The sequence below is a fragment of the Streptococcaceae bacterium ESL0729 genome (assembly GCA_029391995.1).
Lineage (GTDB): Bacteria > Bacillota > Bacilli > Lactobacillales > Streptococcaceae > Floricoccus.
Genome location: CP113924.1, coordinates 362,138 through 384,785, shown reverse-complemented (window position 1 = coordinate 384,785; position 22,648 = coordinate 362,138). Strand labels below are relative to the sequence as shown.

General features: G+C 40.1%; 25 protein-coding genes. 3 read left to right on the top strand and 22 right to left on the bottom strand.

The genetic code is table 11. The features are described 5' to 3' along the window. Positions 1 to 45: 45 nt before the first annotated feature. The 5 genes from efp to yidD all read right to left on the bottom strand — a co-directional run bounded on the left by efp (position 46) and on the right by yidD (position 5,228). Positions 46 to 606, bottom strand: coding sequence for an elongation factor P (gene efp / locus OZX68_01990; protein WEV61039.1), 561 nt, complete (start codon positions 604 to 606; stop codon positions 46 to 48). 97 nt (positions 607 to 703) lie between these two features. After that, a complete protein-coding gene (locus OZX68_01985; GenBank protein ID WEV61038.1) occupies positions 704 to 1,762 on the bottom strand; it encodes a Xaa-Pro peptidase family protein in 1,059 nt (352 codons plus the stop codon). An 11-nt stretch (positions 1,763 to 1,773) separates the two neighbouring features. Beyond that, complete coding sequence (locus tag OZX68_01980) at positions 1,774 to 2,037, bottom strand: hypothetical protein (protein ID WEV61037.1); 264 nt, start codon at positions 2,035 to 2,037, stop codon at positions 1,774 to 1,776. Next, positions 2,024 to 4,858: an excinuclease ABC subunit UvrA gene (gene uvrA, locus OZX68_01975; GenBank protein ID WEV61036.1), complete on the bottom strand. Its 2,835-nt coding sequence runs from the start codon at positions 4,856 to 4,858 to the stop codon at positions 2,024 to 2,026. Before uvrA ends, OZX68_01980 begins: the two co-directional genes overlap by 14 nt. Positions 4,859 to 4,982: 124 nt before the next feature. Then, positions 4,983 to 5,228, bottom strand: a complete 246-nt coding sequence (gene yidD, locus OZX68_01970) for a membrane protein insertion efficiency factor YidD (GenBank protein WEV61035.1) — start codon at positions 5,226 to 5,228, stop codon at positions 4,983 to 4,985. A 112-nt stretch (positions 5,229 to 5,340) separates the two neighbouring features. On the opposite strand from yidD, the gene OZX68_01965 reads away from it, so the two are divergent. Continuing rightward, positions 5,341 to 6,207: a polysaccharide deacetylase family protein gene (locus OZX68_01965; protein WEV61034.1), complete on the top strand. Its 867-nt coding sequence runs from the start codon at positions 5,341 to 5,343 to the stop codon at positions 6,205 to 6,207. 36 nt (positions 6,208 to 6,243) lie between these two features. Here the strand turns inward: OZX68_01965 and rbfA are convergent, their stop codons facing one another. From rbfA to OZX68_01890, 15 genes are all read right to left on the bottom strand, one after another. Beyond that, positions 6,244 to 6,591: a 30S ribosome-binding factor RbfA gene (gene rbfA, locus OZX68_01960; protein ID WEV61033.1), complete on the bottom strand. Its 348-nt coding sequence runs from the start codon at positions 6,589 to 6,591 to the stop codon at positions 6,244 to 6,246. A gap of 20 nt (positions 6,592 to 6,611) precedes the next feature. Continuing rightward, entirely contained in the window at positions 6,612 to 8,951 is a 2,340-nt protein-coding gene (gene infB / locus OZX68_01955; protein WEV61032.1) for a translation initiation factor IF-2, read from the bottom strand. Between the two features lie 63 nt (positions 8,952 to 9,014). Beyond that, positions 9,015 to 9,314 (bottom strand): YlxQ-related RNA-binding protein, encoded by a 300-nt coding sequence (locus tag OZX68_01950; protein WEV61031.1) that lies wholly within the window; start codon positions 9,312 to 9,314, stop codon positions 9,015 to 9,017. A gap of 2 nt (positions 9,315 to 9,316) precedes the next feature. Continuing rightward, complete coding sequence (locus tag OZX68_01945) at positions 9,317 to 9,610, bottom strand: YlxR family protein (protein ID WEV61030.1); 294 nt, start codon at positions 9,608 to 9,610, stop codon at positions 9,317 to 9,319. A gap of 9 nt (positions 9,611 to 9,619) precedes the next feature. Next, a complete protein-coding gene (gene nusA / locus OZX68_01940; protein ID WEV61029.1) occupies positions 9,620 to 10,720 on the bottom strand; it encodes a transcription termination factor NusA in 1,101 nt (366 codons plus the stop codon). Positions 10,721 to 10,741: 21 nt separating this feature from the next. Beyond that, complete coding sequence (gene rimP / locus OZX68_01935; GenBank protein ID WEV61028.1) at positions 10,742 to 11,212, bottom strand: ribosome maturation factor RimP; 471 nt, start codon at positions 11,210 to 11,212, stop codon at positions 10,742 to 10,744. Between the two features lie 162 nt (positions 11,213 to 11,374). Then, positions 11,375 to 12,280: a DMT family transporter gene (locus tag OZX68_01930; GenBank protein WEV61027.1), complete on the bottom strand. Its 906-nt coding sequence runs from the start codon at positions 12,278 to 12,280 to the stop codon at positions 11,375 to 11,377. Between the two features lie 123 nt (positions 12,281 to 12,403). Then, complete coding sequence (gene der / locus OZX68_01925) at positions 12,404 to 13,714, bottom strand: ribosome biogenesis GTPase Der (GenBank protein ID WEV61026.1); 1,311 nt, start codon at positions 13,712 to 13,714, stop codon at positions 12,404 to 12,406. Between the two features lie 105 nt (positions 13,715 to 13,819). After that, positions 13,820 to 14,713, bottom strand: a complete 894-nt coding sequence (gene dnaI / locus OZX68_01920; protein ID WEV61025.1) for a primosomal protein DnaI — start codon at positions 14,711 to 14,713, stop codon at positions 13,820 to 13,822. Beyond that, positions 14,713 to 15,918, bottom strand: coding sequence for a DnaD domain protein (locus tag OZX68_01915; GenBank protein ID WEV61024.1), 1,206 nt, complete (start codon positions 15,916 to 15,918; stop codon positions 14,713 to 14,715). Before OZX68_01915 ends, dnaI begins: the two co-directional genes overlap by 1 nt. A gap of 10 nt (positions 15,919 to 15,928) precedes the next feature. Continuing rightward, complete coding sequence (gene nrdR, locus OZX68_01910) at positions 15,929 to 16,402, bottom strand: transcriptional regulator NrdR (protein ID WEV61023.1); 474 nt, start codon at positions 16,400 to 16,402, stop codon at positions 15,929 to 15,931. Between the two features lie 57 nt (positions 16,403 to 16,459). Continuing rightward, the gene (trmB, locus tag OZX68_01905; protein WEV61022.1) at positions 16,460 to 17,098 is read right to left on the bottom strand and encodes a tRNA (guanosine(46)-N7)-methyltransferase TrmB; all 639 of its coding nucleotides are present in this window, start codon (positions 17,096 to 17,098) and stop codon (positions 16,460 to 16,462) included. Between the two features lie 18 nt (positions 17,099 to 17,116). Continuing rightward, positions 17,117 to 17,902: a phosphotransferase family protein gene (locus tag OZX68_01900; protein ID WEV61021.1), complete on the bottom strand. Its 786-nt coding sequence runs from the start codon at positions 17,900 to 17,902 to the stop codon at positions 17,117 to 17,119. Between the two features lie 62 nt (positions 17,903 to 17,964). Continuing rightward, positions 17,965 to 19,050 (bottom strand): ABC transporter permease, encoded by a 1,086-nt coding sequence (locus OZX68_01895; GenBank protein WEV61020.1) that lies wholly within the window; start codon positions 19,048 to 19,050, stop codon positions 17,965 to 17,967. Continuing rightward, a complete protein-coding gene (locus OZX68_01890) occupies positions 19,043 to 19,783 on the bottom strand; it encodes an ABC transporter ATP-binding protein (GenBank protein WEV61019.1) in 741 nt (246 codons plus the stop codon). Before OZX68_01890 ends, OZX68_01895 begins: the two co-directional genes overlap by 8 nt. 168 nt (positions 19,784 to 19,951) lie before the next feature. Between OZX68_01890 and OZX68_01885 the strand changes: the two genes are divergently transcribed. Both OZX68_01885 and OZX68_01880 read left to right on the top strand, forming a co-directional pair. Then, entirely contained in the window at positions 19,952 to 20,377 is a 426-nt protein-coding gene (locus OZX68_01885; GenBank protein WEV61018.1) for an HIT family protein, read from the top strand. A 36-nt stretch (positions 20,378 to 20,413) separates the two neighbouring features. Continuing rightward, positions 20,414 to 20,686: a hypothetical protein gene (locus OZX68_01880; protein ID WEV61017.1), complete on the top strand. Its 273-nt coding sequence runs from the start codon at positions 20,414 to 20,416 to the stop codon at positions 20,684 to 20,686. A gap of 24 nt (positions 20,687 to 20,710) precedes the next feature. Here the strand turns inward: OZX68_01880 and OZX68_01875 are convergent, their stop codons facing one another. Together OZX68_01875 and OZX68_01870 are read right to left on the bottom strand one after the other, a co-directional pair. Beyond that, complete coding sequence (locus tag OZX68_01875) at positions 20,711 to 21,664, bottom strand: serine hydrolase (GenBank protein ID WEV61016.1); 954 nt, start codon at positions 21,662 to 21,664, stop codon at positions 20,711 to 20,713. Beyond that, positions 21,665 to 22,471, bottom strand: a complete 807-nt coding sequence (locus OZX68_01870; GenBank protein ID WEV61015.1) for a peptidase — start codon at positions 22,469 to 22,471, stop codon at positions 21,665 to 21,667. Positions 22,472 to 22,648: the final 177 nt, after the last annotated feature.

Sequence of the window (22,648 nt, the reverse complement as noted above, 5' to 3'; positions counted from 1 at the left end):
ATCCTTCATATTAATCCCTTCTTAGGCCTAAAAACTTAAGCTAAATTAGTTAGCACGTTTTAGGTAGGCACCAGTTTGAGTATTGATTTCTAGTTTTTCACCAGCTTCAATGAAGTCAGGAACGTTTACTACAAGTCCTGTTTCCATAGTTGCCGGTTTACCTGATCCAGTAACTGTTGCTCCCTTGATTGAAGGTTGAGTTTCAGCAACTGTAAGAACTACTGTTGTTGGCAGTGTAAGACCGATAACTTCTGTACCAAAGAATTGAATTTTGATTTCTTCATTTTCAAGAACATATTTAAGTTCTTCAGCAACTTGAGCGACTGGAATTTCATATTGGTCGAAAGTTTCAACGTCCATGAAGAAGGCTGTGTCATCCATTTGGTAAAGGTATTGAGCTGGGCGAGTTTCGATGATTGCTTGCTCAAATTTTTCCTCTGGGCGGAATGATGTTTCAGTTGTTGCACCAGTACGGACATCACGAAGTTTCATACGCATGATTGTGTTTCCTTTACCTGGTTTGTGGTGACTTGCTTCAATAACACGCAGAAGTTTACCATCTGATTCAAAGGTCATTCCTGCTTTTAATTCATTTGCTGCTACCATTTTATTAAAAATCTCCTAATCTAAATTTCTTTCATATTTTAACATATTTATGGGCTTTTAGCACCCCTTTTATCAAAGAGGATTTAAAGCATATCAACTAAAGAATTATTAAATCCTTGCTAGCAAGCGTTAAAAGTTCACAACCTTCTTCTGTAACCAGTAAATCATCTTCAATTCGAACGCCACCGTAGTTATCGATATAAATCCCAGGCTCATCAGTAATAGTCATCCCAGCCTTAATAAGACCTTTTGAATTTTTACCAAAGAAGGGGTCCTCATGAATATCAAGACCAATCCCGTGGCCGATTCCGTGGGTAAAATTGTCCCCATAACCTGCCCCTTCGATAACTTTTCTAGCAATTAAATCATAGTCAGAGTAAGCTAGACCAGCACGGGTTTCAGAAATCAAGGTGTTATTACTGTCAAGGACTGTATTATAGATTTCAATCATCTTGTCACTTGGCTGACCTAGGAAGATGGTTCTAGTCATATCACTGACATAGTGCTTGTAGTAGCAGCCAAAATCAAGAGTTATGGTGTCACCTGCCTCAATGATTTTATTAGATGCAACCCCGTGAGGCATACTTGATCTAGCACCACTGGCCACAATTGTCTCAAAACTTACAGATGAAGCCCCAAATTCCCTCATTTTAAAATCAAGAAAGTTTGCTAGATCAAGCTCACTAAGGCCAGGTTTAAGATAGTTTAGAAGTTCATCAAAGGCTCTATCAGAAATTGAGCAGGCCGTGCGGATGGTTTCAATCTCACTTGCATCCTTAATAATCCTAAGCTCTTCAATCAGATTCTTAGATGGGGTAAGGTTTATAGTCCTAAGTTCCTCTTTCATGGCTAGAAACTGACCATAAGAAATTTGACTTTCAAATTGTAGATCCTTTATCCCTTCTGAAACAAGAATATCAGAAATCTGCTTCAAGGGGGTGCGGCTCTCAATAATCTCAAAATCCTTAACAAGATTTTTTGCTATCAAAGTATATCTAGCATCAGTAAAGAAATACTGATTTTTTTCTGTCACAAGGATTGTTGCTTCAGTCCCTGAAAAATTAGCAAGGTAGTAAATATTTTTTAAATTGTTAACCACCAGGGCAGAAACCCCTTGCTTCTTCATCAAATTTCTTAATCGATCAATTCTTTTCACGAAAACCTCCCTTATTTGTCTTGTGTTAAATCTTCTGGAACATTGGTCGTCCTAGCTTTTTCTTCCTCAATGTCAGCCTCAATACCTTCTTCTGTTGGGATGTTTGTTGTTCCTCGGTCAATATAATTTTTGGGTTCTGAATCATCCCCAATATTGGTTGTTCCGTGGACTAAATCGTCCTTAGAATCAAGGTCTGCTGGAACATTGGTAGTCCCTTTTTCCTGTAATTTTTCAATTAATTCTTCTTTTGCTTCTTCTTTTTTATTTTGGCTCATTTTCTAATTTTCCTTTCAAGTATTTTCCTGTATAACTCTCTTCACAGGCGGCAATTTCTTCAGGCCTTCCAGCACATAGGAGATTTCCTCCCCTAGCACCACCTTCAGGACCCAAATCGATAACATAGTCTGCTGTCTTTATGACATCAAGATTATGCTCGATAACAATAATGGTATTACCTGCATCAGCCAGGCGGTCTAAAACTTTTAAGAGATGATAGATATCCTCAGTATGAAGACCTGTTGTTGGCTCATCAAGAATATAGATATTTTTACCAGTCGAACGCTTTTGGAGCTCACTGGCAAGCTTCATCCTTTGTGCCTCCCCACCTGATAAGGTAGTAGCTGGTTGCCCCAAGGTAACATAGCCAAGACCCACATCAACGATTGTTTGAAGCTTTCGTTCAATCTTTGGAATGTGACGGAAGAATTCAAGGGCATCTGACACACGCATGTCAAGAATTTCAGAAATATTCTTGTCCTTATAGTGAACCTCAAGGGTTTCGCTATTATACCTTCTGCCCCTACAAACCTCACAGGCCACATAGACATCAGGCAAGAAGTGCATCTCAATTTTTATAATTCCATCACCCTTACAGTTTTCACAGCGTCCACCTTTGACATTAAAGGAGAAACGACCCTTTTTATAACCACGAATTTTAGCTTCATTGGTTTGGGCAAATAAGTCTCTTATGTCATCAAAAACGCTAGTATAAGTAGCAGGATTTGACCTGGGAGTTCTACCGATGGGACTTTGGTCGATATCAATTAATTTTTCAAGGCCCTCATAACCTGAGACTGACTTGTGCTTGCCTGGTTTAGCAGAATTTTTATTTATCTTTTGGGCTAAAGCCTTCTTAAGAATTTGATTGACCAAGGTTGACTTCCCTGAACCAGATACCCCGGTTACAGCGGTCATAATACCCAAAGGAAAATCTACATCAATATCCCTAAGGTTATTTTCAGAAGCTCCCCTGACCTCTATAACCCGGTCCTTGTCATAAGAACGACGTTTTTCTGGTAGGGGAATTTTCTTTTTACCTGATAGATACTGGCCAGTTATGGACTTCCGACTACGGGCCACCTGCTTTGGTGTCCCACTGGCAATAATCTCCCCACCAAGGCTTCCAGCTCCAGGCCCCACATCAATCAAATAGTCAGCCGCCATCATGGTATCCTCATCATGCTCCACAACAATTAGAGTATTACCCAAATCTCGCATTTTCTTAAGACTTGCAATCAGGCGGTCATTATCCCTTTGGTGAAGACCAATTGATGGTTCATCTAAAACATAAAGAACTCCACTTAGGTTAGATCCAATCTGGGTGGCAAGACGAATCCTTTGACTCTCCCCACCTGACAAGGTCGCAGAAGCCCTGGCTAGGGTTAGATAATCAAGACCTACATTATTTAAGAAGCTTAAACGGTCACCTATTTCTTTTACGATTGGGCCTGCTATCTTCTCCCGATTTTCATTTAAAACAAGGTTATTGATGAAATCTAGGTGTTCTCCGATTGAAAGCTTGGATACCTCACCTATATTCTTCCCATCAATCTCTACAGATAGGGCCTGGAGATTTAATCTTAAACCATGACAGCTGGCACAGGTAAGCTCAGTCATGTAGCCCTTCATCTGCTCCCTGGTAAAATCACTATTTGTCTCATGGTAACGTCTTTCGATGTTATTGATTATGCCCTCAAAGGGAATATCAATATCACGAACACCATTGAATTCATTTTTGTAGTGGAAATGGAAGATTTTGCCCTCTGACCCGTAAAGAATTAATCTTCTTTGCTCCTCACTCAAGGCCTCAAAGGGAAGGTCCATGTCAATTTCAAAGGTAGCCATGGCCTGCTCAAGCATTTGCGGATAATAGTTTGATGAAATTGGATTCCAAGGAAGAAGGGCTCCATCCCTCAAGCTTTTGCTTGGATCTGGAACCACCAAATCAATGTCCACTTCAAGCTTTATCCCCAGACCATCGCAGTCAGGACAAGATCCAAAGGGTGCATTGAAAGAGAATAATCGCGGTTCAAGTTCTGGCACTGTAAAGCCACAGATAGGACAGGCATAATGTTCACTAAAAAGAAGCTCAGTCCCATCCATCTTATCAATGATTACATAGCCCTCAGCCAAGTGAAGGGCACTTTCAACAGACTCAAATAAGCGACTGCGAATGCCTTCTTTTAGAACAATCCTATCAACAATAATTTCAATCTTATGCTTCTTATTTTTATCTAATTCTGGTAGCTGATCAATGTCATAGACCTCACCATCGACTCTCAGGCGGACATACCCCTCCTTTTGAATTTTTTCAAAGGTCTTCTTGTGCTGGCCCTTTTTATCCCTAACAACTGGGGCTAGGATTTGCAGCCTCGATCTTTCCGGAAGCTCCAAAACATGGTCAACGATTTGCTCTGGCGACTGGGCCGTAATCGGGCCATGTCCATTAGGGCACATAGGTATACCAACTCTTGCATAAAGAAGACGCAGGTAGTCATTAATTTCAGTCACCGTCCCCACAGTTGATCTTGGGTTCTTACTGGTTGTCTTTTGATCGATAGAAATAGCTGGACTTAGACCATCGATGCTATCAACATCTGGCTTGTCCATATTTCCCAAAAACTGCCTGGCATAGGCCGAGAGGCTTTCAACATATCGCCTCTGTCCTTCGGCATAGATGGTGTCAAAGGCAAGGCTTGACTTTCCAGAACCTGAAAGGCCTGTTACCACCACAAGCTTATTTCTTGGCATGGTAACATCTATATTTTTTAAATTATGCACACGTGCTCCGCGTACAACAATATTTTCTTGGGCCATAAGTGCCTCCTGTTCTCAATTAAGAATTAACTGATTATACCATATTTAGCTAATTCGATAAATTAATAGGCACCTTGATGATATTTTTAAGATTGACCATAAAAAATTAATCTTTGCTTTTAAACTACCTTTTATCCTTATTGCGTCTTAGGCTAAACTTTTCAGGAACATAATCAATCCCTCCCCTTACAAGGGGATTACACCTTAGAATTCTAGCAAGACCCATGATTGTTCCTAAAAAAGCTCCGTGACTTTTAAGGGCTTCAACCATATAGTTTGAGCAAGTAGGGTGATACCTACAAGTTGGGCCCGTCAAAGGGGAAATCCTCCTTTGATAGAAATAAACCATTTTTAATAATAAATTTTTCATATATTCATTCACCTGCCTCCATTTTACTATATAATCCGCTAAGGAACCCACTAAAGGGCCTACAAAAATACTTAATATTTAAACTTTTTAATGCTATAATGTGATTATGAAAATGAAAAATCTTTTAAAGTATGTCCTTTTAGGACTAACTCTTGGTCTGATTATTGGTTTTGGTTACCAAAAATTTACCGCAAGCACCAAAAATCAGCCCCAAACGAGTGAGAGCGGCCAAAAGCAGGCAAGCACTAAGAAGGCGTCTTCTACCCAAGCAAGTAGCACGGATACAAGTCAGGTAAGCTGGAAAAAATATGATACAACAATCAAGTTTCCAATCCTTATGTACCATCACATTTCAGAGGTTGTTGACGGGAACACCTTATTTGTGCCACCAGCTGAATTTGAAATGGAGATGAAGGCCCTAAAGGATGCGGGATACTATACCCTAAGCCCTGATGAAGCCTACAGAGTCTTGACTAAAAATGAAAAACCAGCTGACAAAATTGTTTGGGTAACCCTTGATGATGGCTATGTTGACAACATGAAAAATGCCCAACCTGTCCTTGATCAACTTAAAATGAAGGCTACTATCATGTCCATTTGGAATATGAAAGATGGTCTTGACAAGATGACAGATGAGCAGCTTCTTCAAATCAACAAGGACCCTCTAATTACCATCGAAAGTCACACGGTTGACCACATTGACCTAGGACAGGCTAGCGATGAAGAGGCAAGCTATCAGTTGGTCGAGTCTAAGAAAGGACTTGATAAGCTCCTCAATCAAGACACAAGTGTTATTTGCTACCCATCTGGTCGTTACAATGATGATACTGGAATTATTGCAAAAGATGCAGGTTACAAGATGGGACTTACAACCAACCCAGGACTTGCAAGCATTGATGATGGACTTTTTGCCCTTAATAGGGTTCGCGTGGCCTACGGTCATAACAGTCAAAGTTTCTTAAATCTTATTAGTGAATAGGAAATAAAAAAGACTTCCCCAAGGGAAGTCTTTTTCTTAGTTTTTGTTAAGATTTCTTAAAAGCTCATCGATTTTATTTCCATATTCAACAGACTCATCCTTAACAAAGATAAGTTCTGGAACCTTAAACATGGTCATACGACGGGCAAGTTCACTTCTAATAAGTCCACTTGCCTTTTTAAGTCCCTTTTGAGCCTTTTCATTATCACTGGCAAGATCACTTAGGAGGGTGTAGTAGACAGTTGCCTGGCTAAGATCTCCTGTGACTTTTACGTCAGTAACATTTACATCTTCAAGTCTTGGGTCACGGATTTTATTACGCATGATATCGTTGATATCGCGTTTTATCTCTGTTGATACCCTATCAGAACGAAAGTTTGCCATATTTCCTCCTTGTCATACGACTAGCGTTTGATTTCAACCATTTCGTAGATTTCAAATGTATCGTCAACTTTGATATCATTGAAGTTTTCAATCATCAGTCCACCCTCATTACCTTTTTTAACTTCTTTTACGTCGTCTTTAAGGTGTTTAAGGCTTGCGATTTGACCGTCATGGATGACAACACCGCCACGGATAACACGGATGCTTGCTCCGCGTTTAACAGTACCTGATACTACCATGAATCCTGCGATTGTACCAATTTTTGAGACCACAAATGTTTCACGAACCATGGCTTCACCGATAACTTTTTCTTCGAATTCAGGATCAAGAAGACCTTTCATCGCAGTTTCGACTTCGTCAATTACCTTGTAGATAATGCTGTGGAGGCGGATATCAACATCGTCTTGCTCAGCTTGAAGGCGAGCAAGTGGTGTAGGACGTACGTTAAATCCAATGATGATGGCATTACTTGCTTCAGCAAGAGACACATCTGATTCACTGATGGCACCAACGGCAGAGTGGACGATGTCAATTTTAACACCTTCAACATCAATTTTTTGAAGGCTTGCAGCAAGTGCTTCAGCACTACCTTGCACGTCTGCCTTGATGATTAGGTTAACTGACTTAACTTGACCTTCTTTAAGGGTATCAAAGAGGTTTTCAAGGCTTACACGTTGTGAGCTTTGACGTTGAACAAGTTGAGCACGTTTGGCACGCTCTTCCCCAACTGCACGGGCTGATTTTTCATCTTCAAATACGGCGAAGTGGTCTCCCGCTTGTGGTACATCATTTAGACCTGTAATCTCAACTGGTGAGCTTGGTCCAGCAGCTTTTTCACGGCGGCCAAGGTCATTAACCATGGCACGAACACGACCAAAGGTATTACCAACTACGATTGGATCTTGTTGGCGAAGAGTTCCCTGTTGAACTAAAAGAGTTGCGATGGCACCCTTTCCTTTGTCAAGACGAGCTTCAACGACTGTACCGATGGCTTTAACTGTTGGGTCTGCCTTAAGTTCCTGCATTTCAGCAACTAGAAGGACCGTTTCTAAAAGTTCATCGATATTTTGGTTGAACTTGGCTGAAATTTGAACAAATTCAGATTCACCACCCCAGGCTGTTGACATAACGTTGTGCTCAGCAAGTTCTTGGATAACACGGTCAGGATTAGCTCCTGGTTTATCAATCTTGTTGATGGCTACGATGATTGGTACACCAGCGGCTTTTGAGTGGTTGATGGCTTCAATTGTTTGAGGCATAACACCATCATCAGCTGCTACAACTAGGATGGTAATATCAGTTACTGATGCTCCACGTGCACGCATGCTTGTGAAGGCTTCGTGTCCTGGTGTATCAAGGAAGGTAATCTTCTTGCCTTCAGCTTCGATTTGGTAAGCTCCGATATGCTGGGTGATTCCTCCAGCTTCCCCGCTTGTTACGCGTGAGTTACGAAGGGTATCAAGAAGGGTGGTTTTACCGTGGTCAACGTGCCCCATAATTGTTACAACTGGTGGACGTTCTTCAAGCTTAGTTGGATCAAGGTAGTCATCTTCGATGAAGAGACGTTCGATATCAGCTGTATCGACTTCAACTTTTTTCTCTGGAGCAATTCCGTAGTCCATAAGAAGAAGCTCAATTGTATCAGCGTCAAGCGACTGGTTTTGTGTCGCCATGATACCCATCATGAACAGTTTTTTAACGATTTCAGCTGGCTCGCGTTTGATTTTTTTTGCGATATCCGCAATAGTCATCCCGTCTGAGTAGACAAGTGTTTCTGGTAGTTCATGGAACTTACGTTGTGGTACAGCTGGTGCTTGGTTGTTGTTACCACGTTTTCCTTTTTTCTTAGAGTTCCAGTTACTGTTGCGGGCGTTACGAACCTGGTTACGGCCACCGTTATTACGGTTGCGGTTATTGTTATTGCCACCAAATCCTTGACCACCGCCATTAGCTTGGCCTGGACGGTTTTGGTTGTTGTTATTAGGCTTTTGCCCATTGCGGTTAGTAGTAGGTTTTTGACCTTGATTGTTTGTTTGGTTGTTTTGTGTCTTAGTATTCAAATGATTTTGTTTTTTATTCCCTTGGTGAGCTTGAGTAGACTGGTTACCTGTTTTAGGACCTTTTACTCCTTGAGCTTTGCTATTGTTATCAACTTTTTTGGTCTGTGGCTTTGCCTGGCTAGGAGCTGACCCTTGCGGATTCTTTTTAAAACTTGCTAGAAGTTTTTTCTCCTGCTCTGTATCTACACTACTTGAGTGGGTTTTTACATCAAAGCCTAATTTTTTAGCATGTTCGACCAAATCCTTATTAGCTAACCCACTTTCACGGGCTATTTCATTGATACGTTTTTTATTAGACAAATCGTGTCCTCCTAACTAACTGATGAAAAGCTAATTCAATCTAGCTTGTCATCTAGCTTATCTCTATTTCTCCATAAGTTCTCCCATCTTTTTAGCAAAACCTCGATCAGTCACAGCAATAACCTTGCGTGGTTCACCAACTGCTTGACTAAGTTCCAGGGTACTAAAAATATCTGTCATGCTTACTTCGTAATAGCTTGTTTTATCTGTTATTTTTTTAATTAAATTCTTAGAAGCATCATGGCCTAGAAAAACAAGTTTTGCCTTGCCATTTTGGATGCTTTTAACTACTAGATCCTCACCACTTGTAAGCTTGCCAGCTCTTTTGGCAAGGCCTAGTAAATTTAGTACTTTATCATTCATTTTTATTCGAGTCCTAGATCACGACGGGCAACCCTATGATCAACATATTTAATGAGTTCCTCATAAAAGTCATCTGAAAGGTTGGTCTGAAAAACACGGTCAAAAACTCTTTTTTTCTTAGCCATCGCTGCCTCTTCATTTGAAAGGGCAAGATAAGCTCCACGTCCATGAGCCTTTCCTGTTGGATCAATTGAAATATTACCTTCTTTGTCAAAGGCAATTCTCAAAAGATCTTTTTTAGGGAACTGCTCATTGGAAACAACTGATTTTCTCATTGGCTGCTTACGTGTCTTCATGTGAACTCCTTAGTCTAGAACTTCATTATCTAAATCTTCAATGGCTTCTTCGGCTAAAACTTCTTGAGCTTCTGCTTCAAAGTCACTTACTGATTTAATATCTAGTTTGTGGTTGGTAACGTGGGCTGCAAGACGCACGTTTTGTCCGCGTTTACCAATGGCAAGACTTAGTTGGTCATCAGGAACGACTACAACTGCTTGTTTGGGATTTTCTGGATCAAGGATTACACGTTCAACGCTTGCTGGTTTAAGGGCATTTGCGATTAGGACTTCTGGTTCAGCATCCCACTCGATAATGTCCATGTTTTCTCCGTGAAGTTCCTTAACAACTTCTTGAATGCGGGCTCCGCCCACACCGACGATAGTACCAATGGCGTCAACATTTTCCTTGTTGCTGCGAACAACAACTTTTGCACGGTCGCCAGCTTCACGGGCGATGCCCATGATTTCAACAGTTCCATCATAAACTTCAGGAATCTCTTGTTCAAAGAGGCGTTTAAGGAGCTCTGGGTGGCTACGGCTTACAAAGACCTGAGTTCCCTTAGAAGTCATCTCAACCTTGTAGACATAAACTTTAATCCGGTCGTGAGCCTCGTATTTTTCCCCTGGAATTTGATCACGCTTTGAAAGCTGTGCTTCAATTTTACCAAGGTTTACGAAGATGAAACGGTTGTCAAAACGCTCTACAGTACCAGTCATGATCTCATTTTCATAACGTGAGTACTCGTTGTAGATGATTGTTCGCTCTTCTTCACGCATCTTTTGCATGATTACCTGTTTGGCAGCTCCTGCAGCAGTACGGGCGAAATCAGCTGTCTTTTCTTCAAAACGAAGACGGTCACCAATCTCATAGTGGGGGTTTAGAAGTAAGGCATCTTCTAGTGAAATTTCAAGGCGGCTGTCAAAAACCTCATCGACCACTTCACGAACTGTAAAGACTTGGAAGTCTCCTTTTTTCTCATCAAAATCAACTTCGACACTTTGTGACTGTCCAAATTGTTTTTTGTAGGCAGCTGTCAAAGCCTGTTCAATGGCCTCAACGACTACTTCTCTTTTAATTCCCTTTTCTTCTTCAAGAATAGTCAGGGCACTTAGCATTTCCTTGCTCAACTTTTTTTCCTTTCTGGTATCCTAAAACTTTACAGAAGTACGAGCTTTAGCGATATTTTTCACATCAATTTCTACAGTTTTGTGTTGACCCTTGTTTAGGTAATCAATTGTTAATTTTTCACCGTCAAAGGCTACTAAATCACCAACAAATTCTTTTTCCTTGTCAACTTTGGCATAAAGACTTACAAAAATGTACTTGCCAACAGCTCCTTCAAAATCAGAAGCTTTCTTAAGTGGACGCTCGGCTCCAGGACTTGCCACCTCAAGCATGTATTCACTTGGGAAAGGATCTGGCTTGATTTCATCAAGGGCTGGACTAATAATCTCCGTCATATCAACCGTGTCTTGTAGGGCAATCCCTCCAGGTTTATCAATCAGGATACGTAGAACAAAGTCTGCTCCAAGTTTTTCCCACTCGACATCTACAAGTTCATAAGGTTCAGGAAGAAGGGGCGTGATATGGTTACTCACAATATCAATAATTTCTAACATAAGACCTCCTTTTCTTTAAAAAGTGAAAAAATAAACACAAAGAGCGAAACAAGTTCGCTCCCTTCACGTATTTTATTACATAGTACCACAAAATATTTTTTTTAGCAAATATTCCAGGCATAATGTACACCCTTAATTCACTTTGGCTTACTTTTGCCCTAGCTAGCTGTCTTCTCCCTTATATTTTTGAGGAAGAGATTGTAGACCTGCCATAAGTAAAATCAAGATGATACCAAGTGCTTGTGGCAGATTTAATCTTAGGTTTAGAAAAATAAGGGACAAAAGGGTTGCAGTCACTGGCTCAAAGGAGCCCAAAACATTAGTAACATAGGGACTTAGATAGCTTAGGCTAGTAACATAAAACAAGTGGGCAAGCATGGTGCCGACAATGACAACATAACCAAGCTCCATCATAAAACTAGAATTTATGGTTTGCGGATGAGCTAAAACTAGAGCAGGCGTTAAAGGAAGACTACCAATAAGCATGGCCCAGCCACAGACTAATTTAGCGTCATAGTGCTTGAGAAGTCGAACGGGAAGCAAGGTATAAAGGGCATTAACCAATCCACAAGAGAGACCCAAAAGAAGACCCACTAGTGAAAGTGAAAGATTGTTAATATTGCCTCCCGTAGCCAAAAGAAAGGTGCCAAGCATGGCAAGAGCTACCGAGAAAATCGCAAATCGACCGGGTAACTTATGATTTTTCATGGCCAGATATAAGATAATAAAAACAGGGCTTGTAAATTGTAAGACCGTAGCCGTTGAGGCATTTGAAAACTTAATGGCCAAAAAATAGAGCAGCTGCATGGGCATCATCCCCAAAAAGCTGAATAAGAGTAACTCTTTTCTAAAATGTCGGTCAGACCAGATGGACAAGATGGAACCCTTATTGATTACCTTATAGCTAGCTAGTAATAAGACTCCTGCTACCATAAGGCGGACACAGACTATCCATAAGGGTGAAACATCTTGACTTGCGAACATGTATTCGGCAACAGGGCCTGACGTCCCCCAAAGAATTGCTCCACTGATGACCAACAGTAAACCCAGCCATTTTTTATTTTCCATAATATTTAATCCTTTATTTTTTTCCACATAAATAGCCAGACCACTATCAGGAAGCAAATTGTTCCTGATAGTGACTAGCTGGCTACTTAATATCTTTAATCAACCTTTTTTATTAATGGATGATTATTTACGTTTGCGGGCAATAATCTTAATTGGAGTTCCCTCAAAGACAAAGGCCTTACGAATCTGATTTTCTAGGAAACGAACATATGAGAAGTGCATGAGTTCTTCTTCGTTTACAAAGATTACAAATGTTGGTGGCTTAACGGCCACCTGGGTTCCGTAGAAGATTTTAAGACGACGTCCCTTGTCTGTAGGAGTTGGATTGATTGCTATCGCATCCATGATTACATCATTTAAAACTGATGACGGGATACGTAAGTTTTGTGAAGCTGAAACTTCCTTAATCATCTCAGGCAGCTTATGAAGACGTTGCTTGGTCTTAGCTGATACAAAAACAATCGGAGCATATGATAGGTATTGGAATTGATCCCTAATATCTGCCTCAAAATTTTGCAGGGTCTTGTTGTCTTTTTCAAGGGTATCCCACTTGTTAACAACAATAATCACACCTTTTCCAGCCTCATGGGCAAATCCTGCAATACGTTTGTCATACTCACGGATTCCCTCTTCAGCATTTAATACCATAAGAACGATATCAGAGCGGTCAATGGCACGCATGGCACGCATGACTGAATATTTCTCAGTTGACTCATAAACCTTACCACTCTTACGCATTCCCGCAGTATCAATCATTAAGTACTCTTGACCTTCTGGATCAACAAAATGAGTATCAATAGCGTCACGAGTTGTTCCTGCTACAGGGCTTGCGATAACACGCTCTTCACCTAGAATAGCATTAATCAGACTTGATTTACCAACATTTGGACGTCCAATAAGAGAGAATTTAATCACATCTTCATTTTCTTCCTCTTCTTCGACTGGAAGGTTTTCAACGATGGCATCAAGAACATCCCCTGTACCAATCCCGTGGGCAGCTGATACTGGATAAGGCTCACCCAAACCAAGTGAGTAAAAGTCAAAGATATCAAGACGACGTTCTGGGTTGTCAACCTTGTTTACGACAAGAATGACTGGTTTATCAGTTCGGTAAAGAATCTGAGCCACATATTCATCAGCGTCAGTCACACCAGCTTCTCCGTCCACAACATGAATGATAACATCTGCTTCGTCCATAGCGATTTCAGCTTGAGCCTTAATCTGAGTCATGAAAGGTTCATTTGAAAGTTCAATCCCCCCTGTATCGATTAGGGAGAATTTTTTATTGAGCCACTCGCTGACTGCATAAATACGGTCACGGGTTACTCCAGGAGTATCCTCAACAATTGAGATACGTTCTCTTGCGATACGGTTGAAAATCGTTGATTTTCCAACATTTGGACGCCCAACGATGGCTACTGTAGGTAAAGACATGCTTACCCTCCTTATATCTACTAAGTATTTCATCTCTGAAATAAAATTTATGCACAGTTGTTAGCCAACTACACTTGTCATTACTAATTTGTATAGGCAAATTTTTTAGTACCGCCTATTTTCTCCCTCAAGTCTCAATTCCTGAGTTAGATAGCGAACCCGCTCCATCACCCTCTTAGCTGGCCAAACTTCATTGGCATTCTTCGTTTCAGCTAGATGTTTTTCAAGGCCTAAATAATCAAGATTTGAGGTAAAGAAGGTTGGTAAATCCTCCTGCATCCTGTACTGAAGAATGACCTGTAAGACCTCATCTCTTAGCCAAGAGCTTGCTTGTTCTGCCCCGATATCATCAATTACTAGGACATCAACCTTCTTAGTCTCATCAAGCATGGCCTTGACCCCATCGGTTTTGATGGAATTTCTAATATCAATGGCAAAGGTTGGATAATGGATGATTGTTGTAGCTACTCCCTTTTTAGCCAACTCACAAGCCATAGCTGCCATGAGGTAGGACTTACCAACTCCAAAGTCCCCATAGATGTAATAGCCCTTTGAATGAAGGGTAAAATTACTAATAAAATCATTGAGAACCATGAGACAGTCGACACGCTCAATATCAAGACTTACATCATCCCACTCCAAGTCCTTAAATGACTTGGGTAAGCCAACAAGTCTCACCCGTCTTCTGCGGCCAACTTCCTTTTTTTTACTTTCAAGTTCAGCCGTAGGTTTGTAGGAAATATCAGCATAGCCATAATTCATGATTAATATGGGCTCATAGCCCTTTGAGGCATAGCTTGAAGCACCTGTTTTAAAGTCATGAACCTCCTTAAGGTACTTGTAAAAATTTGAATAAGACCTAGAAACTTCCTGGGGAGTCATCTTGTGCTCTAAAATAAAGGATTTAATCTCCTCATTTTCCATGAGACCTTCGACCAAACGGTCATAATTGGCTCGCATCTTTGGATTTTCATCTATGATATTGCCGATTTTTTCCATCAGTTACTGGCCTCCCTCTTCCTTTTTAAAGCTTCCTGTCGCAATTCTTCTAATTTTTTAAGTTTTTCGACCTGCTCGTCACTATAAACTTTTTCAGAAGTCTTATCCTGGACTCCCTCATGCCAGTCAGGCACCTTGGCACTTGACTTGGTCTGATCAGGGCCCTTGGGGCCATTTGCCCTTTCGCCCATCTCATTTCTAAAGTCAATAATTCGCCTCATGGCACCTTCGGCACTAATAACTCGATGTTTGTTCCAATCGGCTACAACCTTTTCTAAGAATTTTTCATTCAGACTGGCCATGCCGCTTTGAATGAGGGAATAATGAATGAGGATATTTTGTACCTCATCAGCTAGTCCATTACGAGATAGGTCAATCAAAAGCTTTCTTTCATCATTAGTAATGAAAAGATTCTCTTGATTTTTTAGGGCCGTCAAAAACTCCAAGGAAGTCATGGTCTTGGCAATTAGGACCAAGCTTTTTTCATCACTGGTAAAGGAATCCATGTCAATCTGATCCTGATTTTGGGAATTAAGGCTTGCAATTAAGCCCTCAAGATTCAAGGTGCGATTGGCATTCATGGTTTTTTCAGCCAGCTTAAAAAGTTCATACCAATTGTAGCTGTACTTTTCAGCTATCTCATAAAGCCTTAAAACCTCAGCACTTTCATTGGTGAAAGATATTTGCTGCTGCTTCATGATATTTTTAAAGCTTGCCAGATCAAACTGCTCTGATGGAACTTGCTCGGCTAGAGATTCAAAACTTCCTGAAAAATTAACCTTAAAGACCTCAGAAAATTTTTTAGATAGCTTGTGTTCAAATCGATCCTCTAACTTGGCCAGCCGATTGAAGGCCTGATCTCCAAGCTTACTTAAAAGCAGGCGAGAGTAAAAATCATCTGCCAAGAAATCCGCAGGGGATTTTGGACTTTTTAACTCAAACTGGTAGGTTTTTTTATCGGTAAAGATATCCAGTAAACCCATGGCAGAAAGTTTGTCTAGGGAGTTATTGAAGTCGACAAGGCCTATATTCAAGTGATTTAAAACATCTGAAACGCGGTTGGAGTCAGATGTTGTCAAGTATTGATAAAGGACAATGGCCGTATGGCCAACTATGGGCAGGTAAAAGCGGACCAAAGAGTCTGCTGACCAAGACAATCGATTTTTATTAATCAAAGTAAATTGCTCAACTGGTCTAAGATGCATGCCTCTCCTCCTAAAGTTTGTCGGACCCAAGTCCCTTATTGGTTATGTTTCTAAGTAACTCTTCAAGTTCACTTACATCCTTAAAGCTCCTATAAACACTAGCAAAGCGGACATAGGTTATTTCATCAAGGTCTGCAAGTTCATCCATTACATAAGCTCCAATGACGTCAGTCTTAACCTCATTTTCACCCAGCAAACGAACTTTTTGTTCCACACGCTCAACCGCATTTTCCATGTCCTCAATTGAGACGGGACGTTTCTGGGCACTCCGGATAATCCCCGTTAAAATCTTATCACGATTAAAGACCTCCCGGCTGTTATCTTTTTTAACAACCAAAAGAGGCATCTCTTCAATTCTTTCAAAGGTGGTAAAACGATTACCACAATTCTCACATTCCCTGCGGCGGCGGATGGCTCTACCATCCTCAGCCTGCCTAGAATCGATAACTTTAGAGCTTTCATGTTGGCATCTTGGACAACGCATATTAGTTAACCTTTTACGTGACAAGCACAACCTTTTCCATCTTATTTGCTTTACTTATTACTTAAACTGAGCTTCCAAGCGGTAGATAACCTGCCCCTTAGAAGAAAATTTTGCCTCATATTCGGTCATGACATTGCCCTCATAATCTGAAGCATGAAGGTCAAGCCAAACCTGATTTAAAACCATACCGTACTGGCTCATGCTTGATAGGCTATATTCAAAAAGTCCACGGTTGTCAGTCTTAAAGTGAATTTGACCTTGGTCAACAAGGATTTGCTCAAAGGTTTTAATAAATGACTTGTAGGTCAACCTTCTTTTTTCATGGCGAGTTTTTGGCCATGGATCTGAGAAGTTCAGGTAAAGAAGATCAATCTCACCATCTTCAAAATAATCAGTCAAATCACTTCCATCAACTCGCAATAATTGAACATTTGGCAGATTAGCCTCAAGTACCTTATCAAGGGCATAGCTTAAAACGCTCAACTGAATGTCAATTCCGATATAGTTGATATCAGGGTTTTGTGCTGCCATACCAGTAACAAAGGCACCCTTACCAGAACCCACTTCAATGTGGATGGGATTATCATTACCAAAACGCTCATGCCAACGACCTTTAAAAGACTTGGGATCTGCTACCACAAACTGGGGGTTATTTTCGATATATTCTGCACTACCTTTACGGTTACGTACACGCATGTTTACTTCCTCTTAACTTTAATTATTGAAAATTTTAATAAATTCCCTTAAGCCGTAAATTTCTCGGTCAACCCTCTTATCAAGACCATCTGCCTCATAAATGACTATTTGACGTAAGAAGGATAATTGACCATACCATAGAATTTCCTTGAATAAATCAGGACTCGGCACATAACCTGAATGATTTAACCAAGCTTCCCAATCAGAAACAGGAATATAATGGGATAAGATATGGGCTACATCAACCAAGGGATTGGTCAACATGGCGGTCTCCCAGTCAACCAGATAGATTTTACCAGTATCTGATTTGACCCAATTTTTATGGTTGATATCTCCGTGAACCACAAAGGCCAAAGCCTTATCAAAGGCTGGAATAGAGTCCTTCATCTGCCCAAGAACCTCCCCTAAAAACTGATTAGAAGACTCATCAGCTAAAGTTAGATTCAAACATTCATCTAATAATTCCTCTGGCCCATAGGCAACTTTTCCCATCTTAAAAAAGGTATCAACCAGGCTTTTGTTGCTATGAAGATTACTTAGGACAAGATTAATCTGTCCATCGGTCATCTCTTTAGCAGTCAAAACGCCACCATTAATCCATTCCTGGGCACTCATTGTGTCCCCTGTGGGAGTTCTTCTGCTCCACAAAAGTCTTGGTGCAATCTCCTCTTTTGCTACGGCCACTAAAAGAGGGGTTGAATTCCGTTTTATAAAGGCCCTTTGAGATCCAAGAGTGCCGTAAAAAGTATTACCAGTCGATCCTTTTATGGGTGTCAACTGCCAATTTTCATCAGTTTGTAACATACAAAAACTTCCTAGATTCTCATGATATGGTCAATTTAAAAATTAACCTAGTTCTTACTATTCTACCTTTTTAAATCCCTTGAGTCAACCTTAGCTCTTACATAAAGGGTCAAAATAAGGAGGCTTCCAAGAGGAATTAGAAGGACTAATAATTTATTAGAAAAGACAAGAAAGGCAAGTAGGGTTTGGAGGCAAGTAATAACCACAAGAAGTCCCTTTAAAAGGTCATAAAGATTTTTTTGACGCATCCTAGGGCTAACCGGATAAATCCTGCTTAAAAGCTGATAGTCATAAGAACTTTTGAGGGTCATCAGCTGGAAGATTAAAATAAAGTTCAAAAGAATGATCAGGGGAATAATTAGACTTTGACCGTCAACGAAAGCAAGAAGGGCAAGAGAGAGAAGGCCAAGTCGCATGTAAAGACCCAGATAGTCACCCGTTCTCAAAAAATGTCTCAGATAAAGATTTGCATAGGTATATTTGTGCTCTTTTTTGACAAGCTTAAGTAGGCCATCCAAGTATTTCCGCCTTTTAACAGCTGGTTTGATACCAGGAATGTCAACAAATTGGCTATAAAGCTTCAAGATACTGGCCTGCCTCTTCTCCTCTCTTGATATGGCTAGGTCCCAGGAAAAAATACCCTGCCCACTGGTATTCCCATCTTTATCATAGTAGGATTTGATTTCCCTTTTCATCAGTAGAACTTTAAGGAAAATAAGGCTAAGGACCTGAACAGGAAGTATCCACAGGCCTAGCATGAAGGATTTGGCTGTTAGAGGATAGAGGATTAGGGCAAGTAAAATGAAAAGAAAGCTTGGAAAAATCATTGATTTTTTCATGGAAACAATCAATTGATCTTTGATTTGTTCTTCCTTGGCTAGGAGAAAGAGCCTGTCTGCTTCTTCAAAAAATGTTGCCAGCCGTCCTGCAAAAAGACTAATTAAAGATAGGAGGACAACAAGAACTTTCCCTAAATTCCAGTGGTCAGGCATATTTTTAACCAATTGGGCATATTGAATCATCAAAAATCCCAAGAGGAGGAAGATAACAATAACAAAGTGGTCATTGAAAACATACCTGAGGTACTTAATGTTTTTTTTATGAAAATCACGCCTGCGATTTTCAAAAACTTGACTTATGTTATTCATAATTTTCATCACCTTTCGTCAAGGCTATGTAAATATCATCAAGGCTTGCCTGGGGCATCTTAAACTTGTCCCTTAAATCATCGATGGTTCCATCAGCTACCAGACGCCCATCATGAAGGACGACAAACTTGTCGCAAAATTTTTCTGCCGTTGAAAGAATATGGGTACTCATAAGAATGGCAGCTCCCTGCCTCTTCATCTCAAACATGAGTTCAATCAAGTCCTGGATGGCCAAGGGGTCAAGTCCTAGAAAGGGCTCATCAATAATATAAAGACTGGGCTTGGTTAAAAAGGCACAAATAATCATAACCTTCTGCTTCATCCCCTTGGAAAAATTCTTAGGAAACCACTCAAGCTTATCCTTAAGACGAAAGGTTTCCAGTAATTTTCCTGCCCGTTCCATGGCTAAATCAAGCGGAATATCATAGGCCATGGCCGTAATCTCGATATGTTCCCTTAAGGTCAACTCCTCATAGAGGGCTGGACTTTCTGGAATAAAGCCAATTTGCTTGCGGTAGCTATCGACTCCCTCACGGATACTTTTATCGTTTATTTTAATGACTCCCTCATAGGGAGTTAAAAGACCCATAATCTCCTGGATGGTTGTTGATTTTCCTGCCCCATTTAGGCCGATCAGCCCAACCAATTGACCACTTGCCACCTGAAAACTTATGTCCTTTAGGACCTTGGATCCAAAATATCCTCCTGACACCTTATCAACTTTTAAAGTCATACATAATCCTCTCTTTTACTAGTTACTACCTTTTCTAATAAGTATCTTGCTGGGTTAAAATTTTTAGTCGACCCTTATTTATGACAAATAGGGCAAATACCCTCCCCAACAAGACTTATTTCAGGGCTTCTGCTATAATGTAATTATAACAAATTCGGGGAGAAAGATATGAATGATTGTATTTTCTGTAAGATAATTAGTGGTGACATTCCCTCATTTAAGGTTTACGAGGATGAAGAGGTTTTAGCCTTCTTGGATATTACCCAAACAACCAAGGGGCATACTTTGATTGTTCCCAAAAAGCATAGCCGCAACCTCCTTGCCATGGAAGAAGAGGATGCAGCAAGGCTCTTTAGAAGGATTCCAAGGCTTGCAAGGCACTTGAAGGATAAACTTAGTGCAAGCGGGATGAATATCCTTCAAAATAATGAAGAAGTTGCCGGTCAAACAGTCTTTCACACCCATGTTCATTTGATTCCTCGCTATAAGGAAGACGATGGCTTGGCCATTTCATTTACCAATAATATGGATGTCTATGACCTTGGGGAACTTGCTGAAAAACTCATCTATAGTGAAGAAGATACAGTAATCTAAAGCTTAAGGATTGGAGGGAAGCTTATGGATCTAGGCTTGAAAAAAATACTTGAAAATTTCACTTATGACCTACTAAAGATGTCTAAGGACAGCCAAGATCTCTTTAAGGATCAAAAGGATCTCCGCCGTAATAAGAAAAAGATTAAAAGGGAAATTTTTGAAGCTCAGGTGGCTGGTCTCCAACTTAAAAGGGACTACAAGGACTATCAAGCTGCCATCGAGGAAGACTTGAAGGGCATAAAAGATAGCCAGGAGCGACTAAAAAAAACAATCTCCACCTGCAAGGAGAATATTAAAAAGCTAGATTAGTCAATCTAGCTTTTTTGCTTGTTTTCATGAAAACTCCCTAATCATGAGGTCAATCAAAAGATTACGGTCCTTAATCCATTGACTTCTTTCATCTTTTTCATGAACTCGGTTACTTAAAAAAATAATGGCCTTCTCTTCTTTAAGATTGAGCAGGATAAAGGTTCCCGTATAGCCTGTATGAATCAGCCAATCACCCAGTAAATCCCAAGCCAAACTACGGTTGGCTGAATTTAGGGCAAAATTTTTATCCAAACTTTTAGCCTGATTTGAAAAATATTCCTGGTTATAGAAGTAATTTTTACAGAATGCTTCTAAATCAAGAAGACTTGCAAAGATACCAGCACTTCCTGCGTGACCCCTTAAAAGCCTGGCCTTGGGGTCATGGACAAGCCCTCTTGGTGTATCCTTATCAGTAATTACTATCTGATTTTCATCAGCTGGGAAAAAAGTTGCAGTGGGCATGGAAAACTTTTCAAAGACCTGACTAGTAATTAAGTCAGCCAACCTAGCACCATAAATTTCTTCAAGCATGAAACCAAGAAGGAGGAAATTTACATCGGTATACTTGAAGCTTTTATCCCCTGTAAGCCTGATTTTATTCATGGCCTCTTTAAGCTCTTCTGCATCCAGCTGATTCCGATTCTTAATGAAGGGGTCGACTCCTGTTGTGTGGGTCAAAAATTCTCTAACCGTAAGACTTTCCTCATGAAAGTCTGGATAATAGAATTTTAAGGGCCTGTCAATATTCAAAGAGCCTGCCAGATAATCTCTAATAATCAGGGTACCTACTCCTAAAACCTTACTAACGCTTGCTAGGTCATAAAGAAGGTTCTTTCTGGTCAGCTTGGGATAAGGAAAAAATTGCTGGTGTCCCAAGTAGTACCTGTGGACCTCTCCCCTATCTATAGTTGCAAAAGAAGCGCCTGGAAAAACGCCAGACGCCATATATTCTTTAATTAATTTAATAGATTCCTTCATCTAGGCCTTTACCTTGTTCTTCATGAACCAGTTTTCAATCCCTGATTTGTCAGTCATGGTAAGGATTCTTTCTTGCTTGTTGACGTGGCAATCATAGCCCATCTCTTCAAAACGCTTGCTAGCTTCCTTCAAATCAAAGTCAGTTGGGACCTTGAATTCAAATATTTCTAAATCCCATGTTTGATCAAATTCAGCCTGCAAGTCCTTGCCTTTAGCTTCAAAGAAATTAAGGGTTACAAAAGGAAGAACAATCCTATTTTCCTCACTACAAATTCCAAAGATGCTACCATAAAAAGCCATAGCCTCAGCTAGGTTTGGAACATTCAAATCAATCTCACTGATTTCAAAATCAGAAAGTCCCTTAAAATCAGGGCTTACCCTACCAAAGTCCTCAGCCTGCAAGCTAACTTCCTTTAGGCTTGCTAGGTTATCTTCCCCGTGGATTAAAACAAGGTCATCTTCAGGTGAAATAGCTTCAAAGGCATAACCCTTGTCACCAGCAAAAATTTTTGAGATTTTATTGGAATTTAATTTTATAAGTTCTGAAATTTCACAAGGATCTGCCTTGATTACTAATCTCTTTAATTTTTTTACGCCATCTGAAACTGCCCTTGTCCGTGTTTTTGGTGATTCTTCAAGGATTAATTTTTCGCTCTTATTAGCATATCCACCGAACACAGCAATGGAATTTTCTTCATAAAGATTCTTTAGACCCAAAATTTGACGGTAGAAGTCAATATTTAAGTCACGATCATTTACCCGCACACTTGGGATAAAATTCTTAATTTCATCTATTATCTTATTCATCATGTCCCCTTATTGTTAGGTTAAATCCTATTGAATGTGCACAAGCACACAAATACCTTATACATTGTATGTATAAATAATCATTTTGTCAAAGAAATTAATGTATTTTTTGTTTTACATTATATTTCTAAATATTTCTATTATCAGTAAATTTAGATAATATAATAATTTACCCCT

Bases quoted from the DNA above. Each gene is read 5' to 3' on its own strand.
- OZX68_01900 (WEV61021.1), bottom strand. From the start codon at position 17,902: ATGTTACAAACTGATGAAAATTGGCAGTTGACACCCATAAAAGGATCG.
- OZX68_01945 (WEV61030.1), bottom strand. From the start codon at position 9,610: ATGAAGACACGTAAGCAGCCAATGAGAAAATCAGTTGTTTCCAATGAG.
- OZX68_01895 (WEV61020.1), bottom strand. From the start codon at position 19,050: ATGAATAACATAAGTCAAGTTTTTGAAAATCGCAGGCGTGATTTTCAT.
- nrdR (WEV61023.1), bottom strand. From the start codon at position 16,402: ATGCGTTGTCCAAGATGCCAACATGAAAGCTCTAAAGTTATCGATTCT.
- OZX68_01965 (WEV61034.1), top strand. From the start codon at position 5,341: ATGAAAAATCTTTTAAAGTATGTCCTTTTAGGACTAACTCTTGGTCTG.
- uvrA (WEV61036.1), bottom strand. From the start codon at position 4,858: ATGGCCCAAGAAAATATTGTTGTACGCGGAGCACGTGTGCATAATTTA.
- OZX68_01915 (WEV61024.1), bottom strand. From the start codon at position 15,918: ATGCATCTTAGACCAGTTGAGCAATTTACTTTGATTAATAAAAATCGA.
- OZX68_01950 (WEV61031.1), bottom strand. From the start codon at position 9,314: ATGAATGATAAAGTACTAAATTTACTAGGCCTTGCCAAAAGAGCTGGC.
- yidD (WEV61035.1), bottom strand. From the start codon at position 5,228: ATGAAAAATTTATTATTAAAAATGGTTTATTTCTATCAAAGGAGGATT.
- der (WEV61026.1), bottom strand. From the start codon at position 13,714: ATGTCTTTACCTACAGTAGCCATCGTTGGGCGTCCAAATGTTGGAAAA.
- rimP (WEV61028.1), bottom strand. From the start codon at position 11,212: ATGTTAGAAATTATTGATATTGTGAGTAACCATATCACGCCCCTTCTT.
- OZX68_01980 (WEV61037.1), bottom strand. From the start codon at position 2,037: ATGAGCCAAAATAAAAAAGAAGAAGCAAAAGAAGAATTAATTGAAAAA.
- rbfA (WEV61033.1), bottom strand. From the start codon at position 6,591: ATGGCAAACTTTCGTTCTGATAGGGTATCAACAGAGATAAAACGCGAT.
- dnaI (WEV61025.1), bottom strand. From the start codon at position 14,713: ATGGAAAAAATCGGCAATATCATAGATGAAAATCCAAAGATGCGAGCC.
- OZX68_01890 (WEV61019.1), bottom strand. From the start codon at position 19,783: ATGACTTTAAAAGTTGATAAGGTGTCAGGAGGATATTTTGGATCCAAG.
- trmB (WEV61022.1), bottom strand. From the start codon at position 17,098: ATGCGTGTACGTAACCGTAAAGGTAGTGCAGAATATATCGAAAATAAC.
- OZX68_01875 (WEV61016.1), bottom strand. From the start codon at position 21,664: ATGAAGGAATCTATTAAATTAATTAAAGAATATATGGCGTCTGGCGTT.
- OZX68_01870 (WEV61015.1), bottom strand. From the start codon at position 22,471: ATGAATAAGATAATAGATGAAATTAAGAATTTTATCCCAAGTGTGCGG.
- efp (WEV61039.1), bottom strand. From the start codon at position 606: ATGGTAGCAGCAAATGAATTAAAAGCAGGAATGACCTTTGAATCAGAT.
- OZX68_01885 (WEV61018.1), top strand. From the start codon at position 19,952: ATGAATGATTGTATTTTCTGTAAGATAATTAGTGGTGACATTCCCTCA.
- OZX68_01930 (WEV61027.1), bottom strand. From the start codon at position 12,280: ATGGAAAATAAAAAATGGCTGGGTTTACTGTTGGTCATCAGTGGAGCA.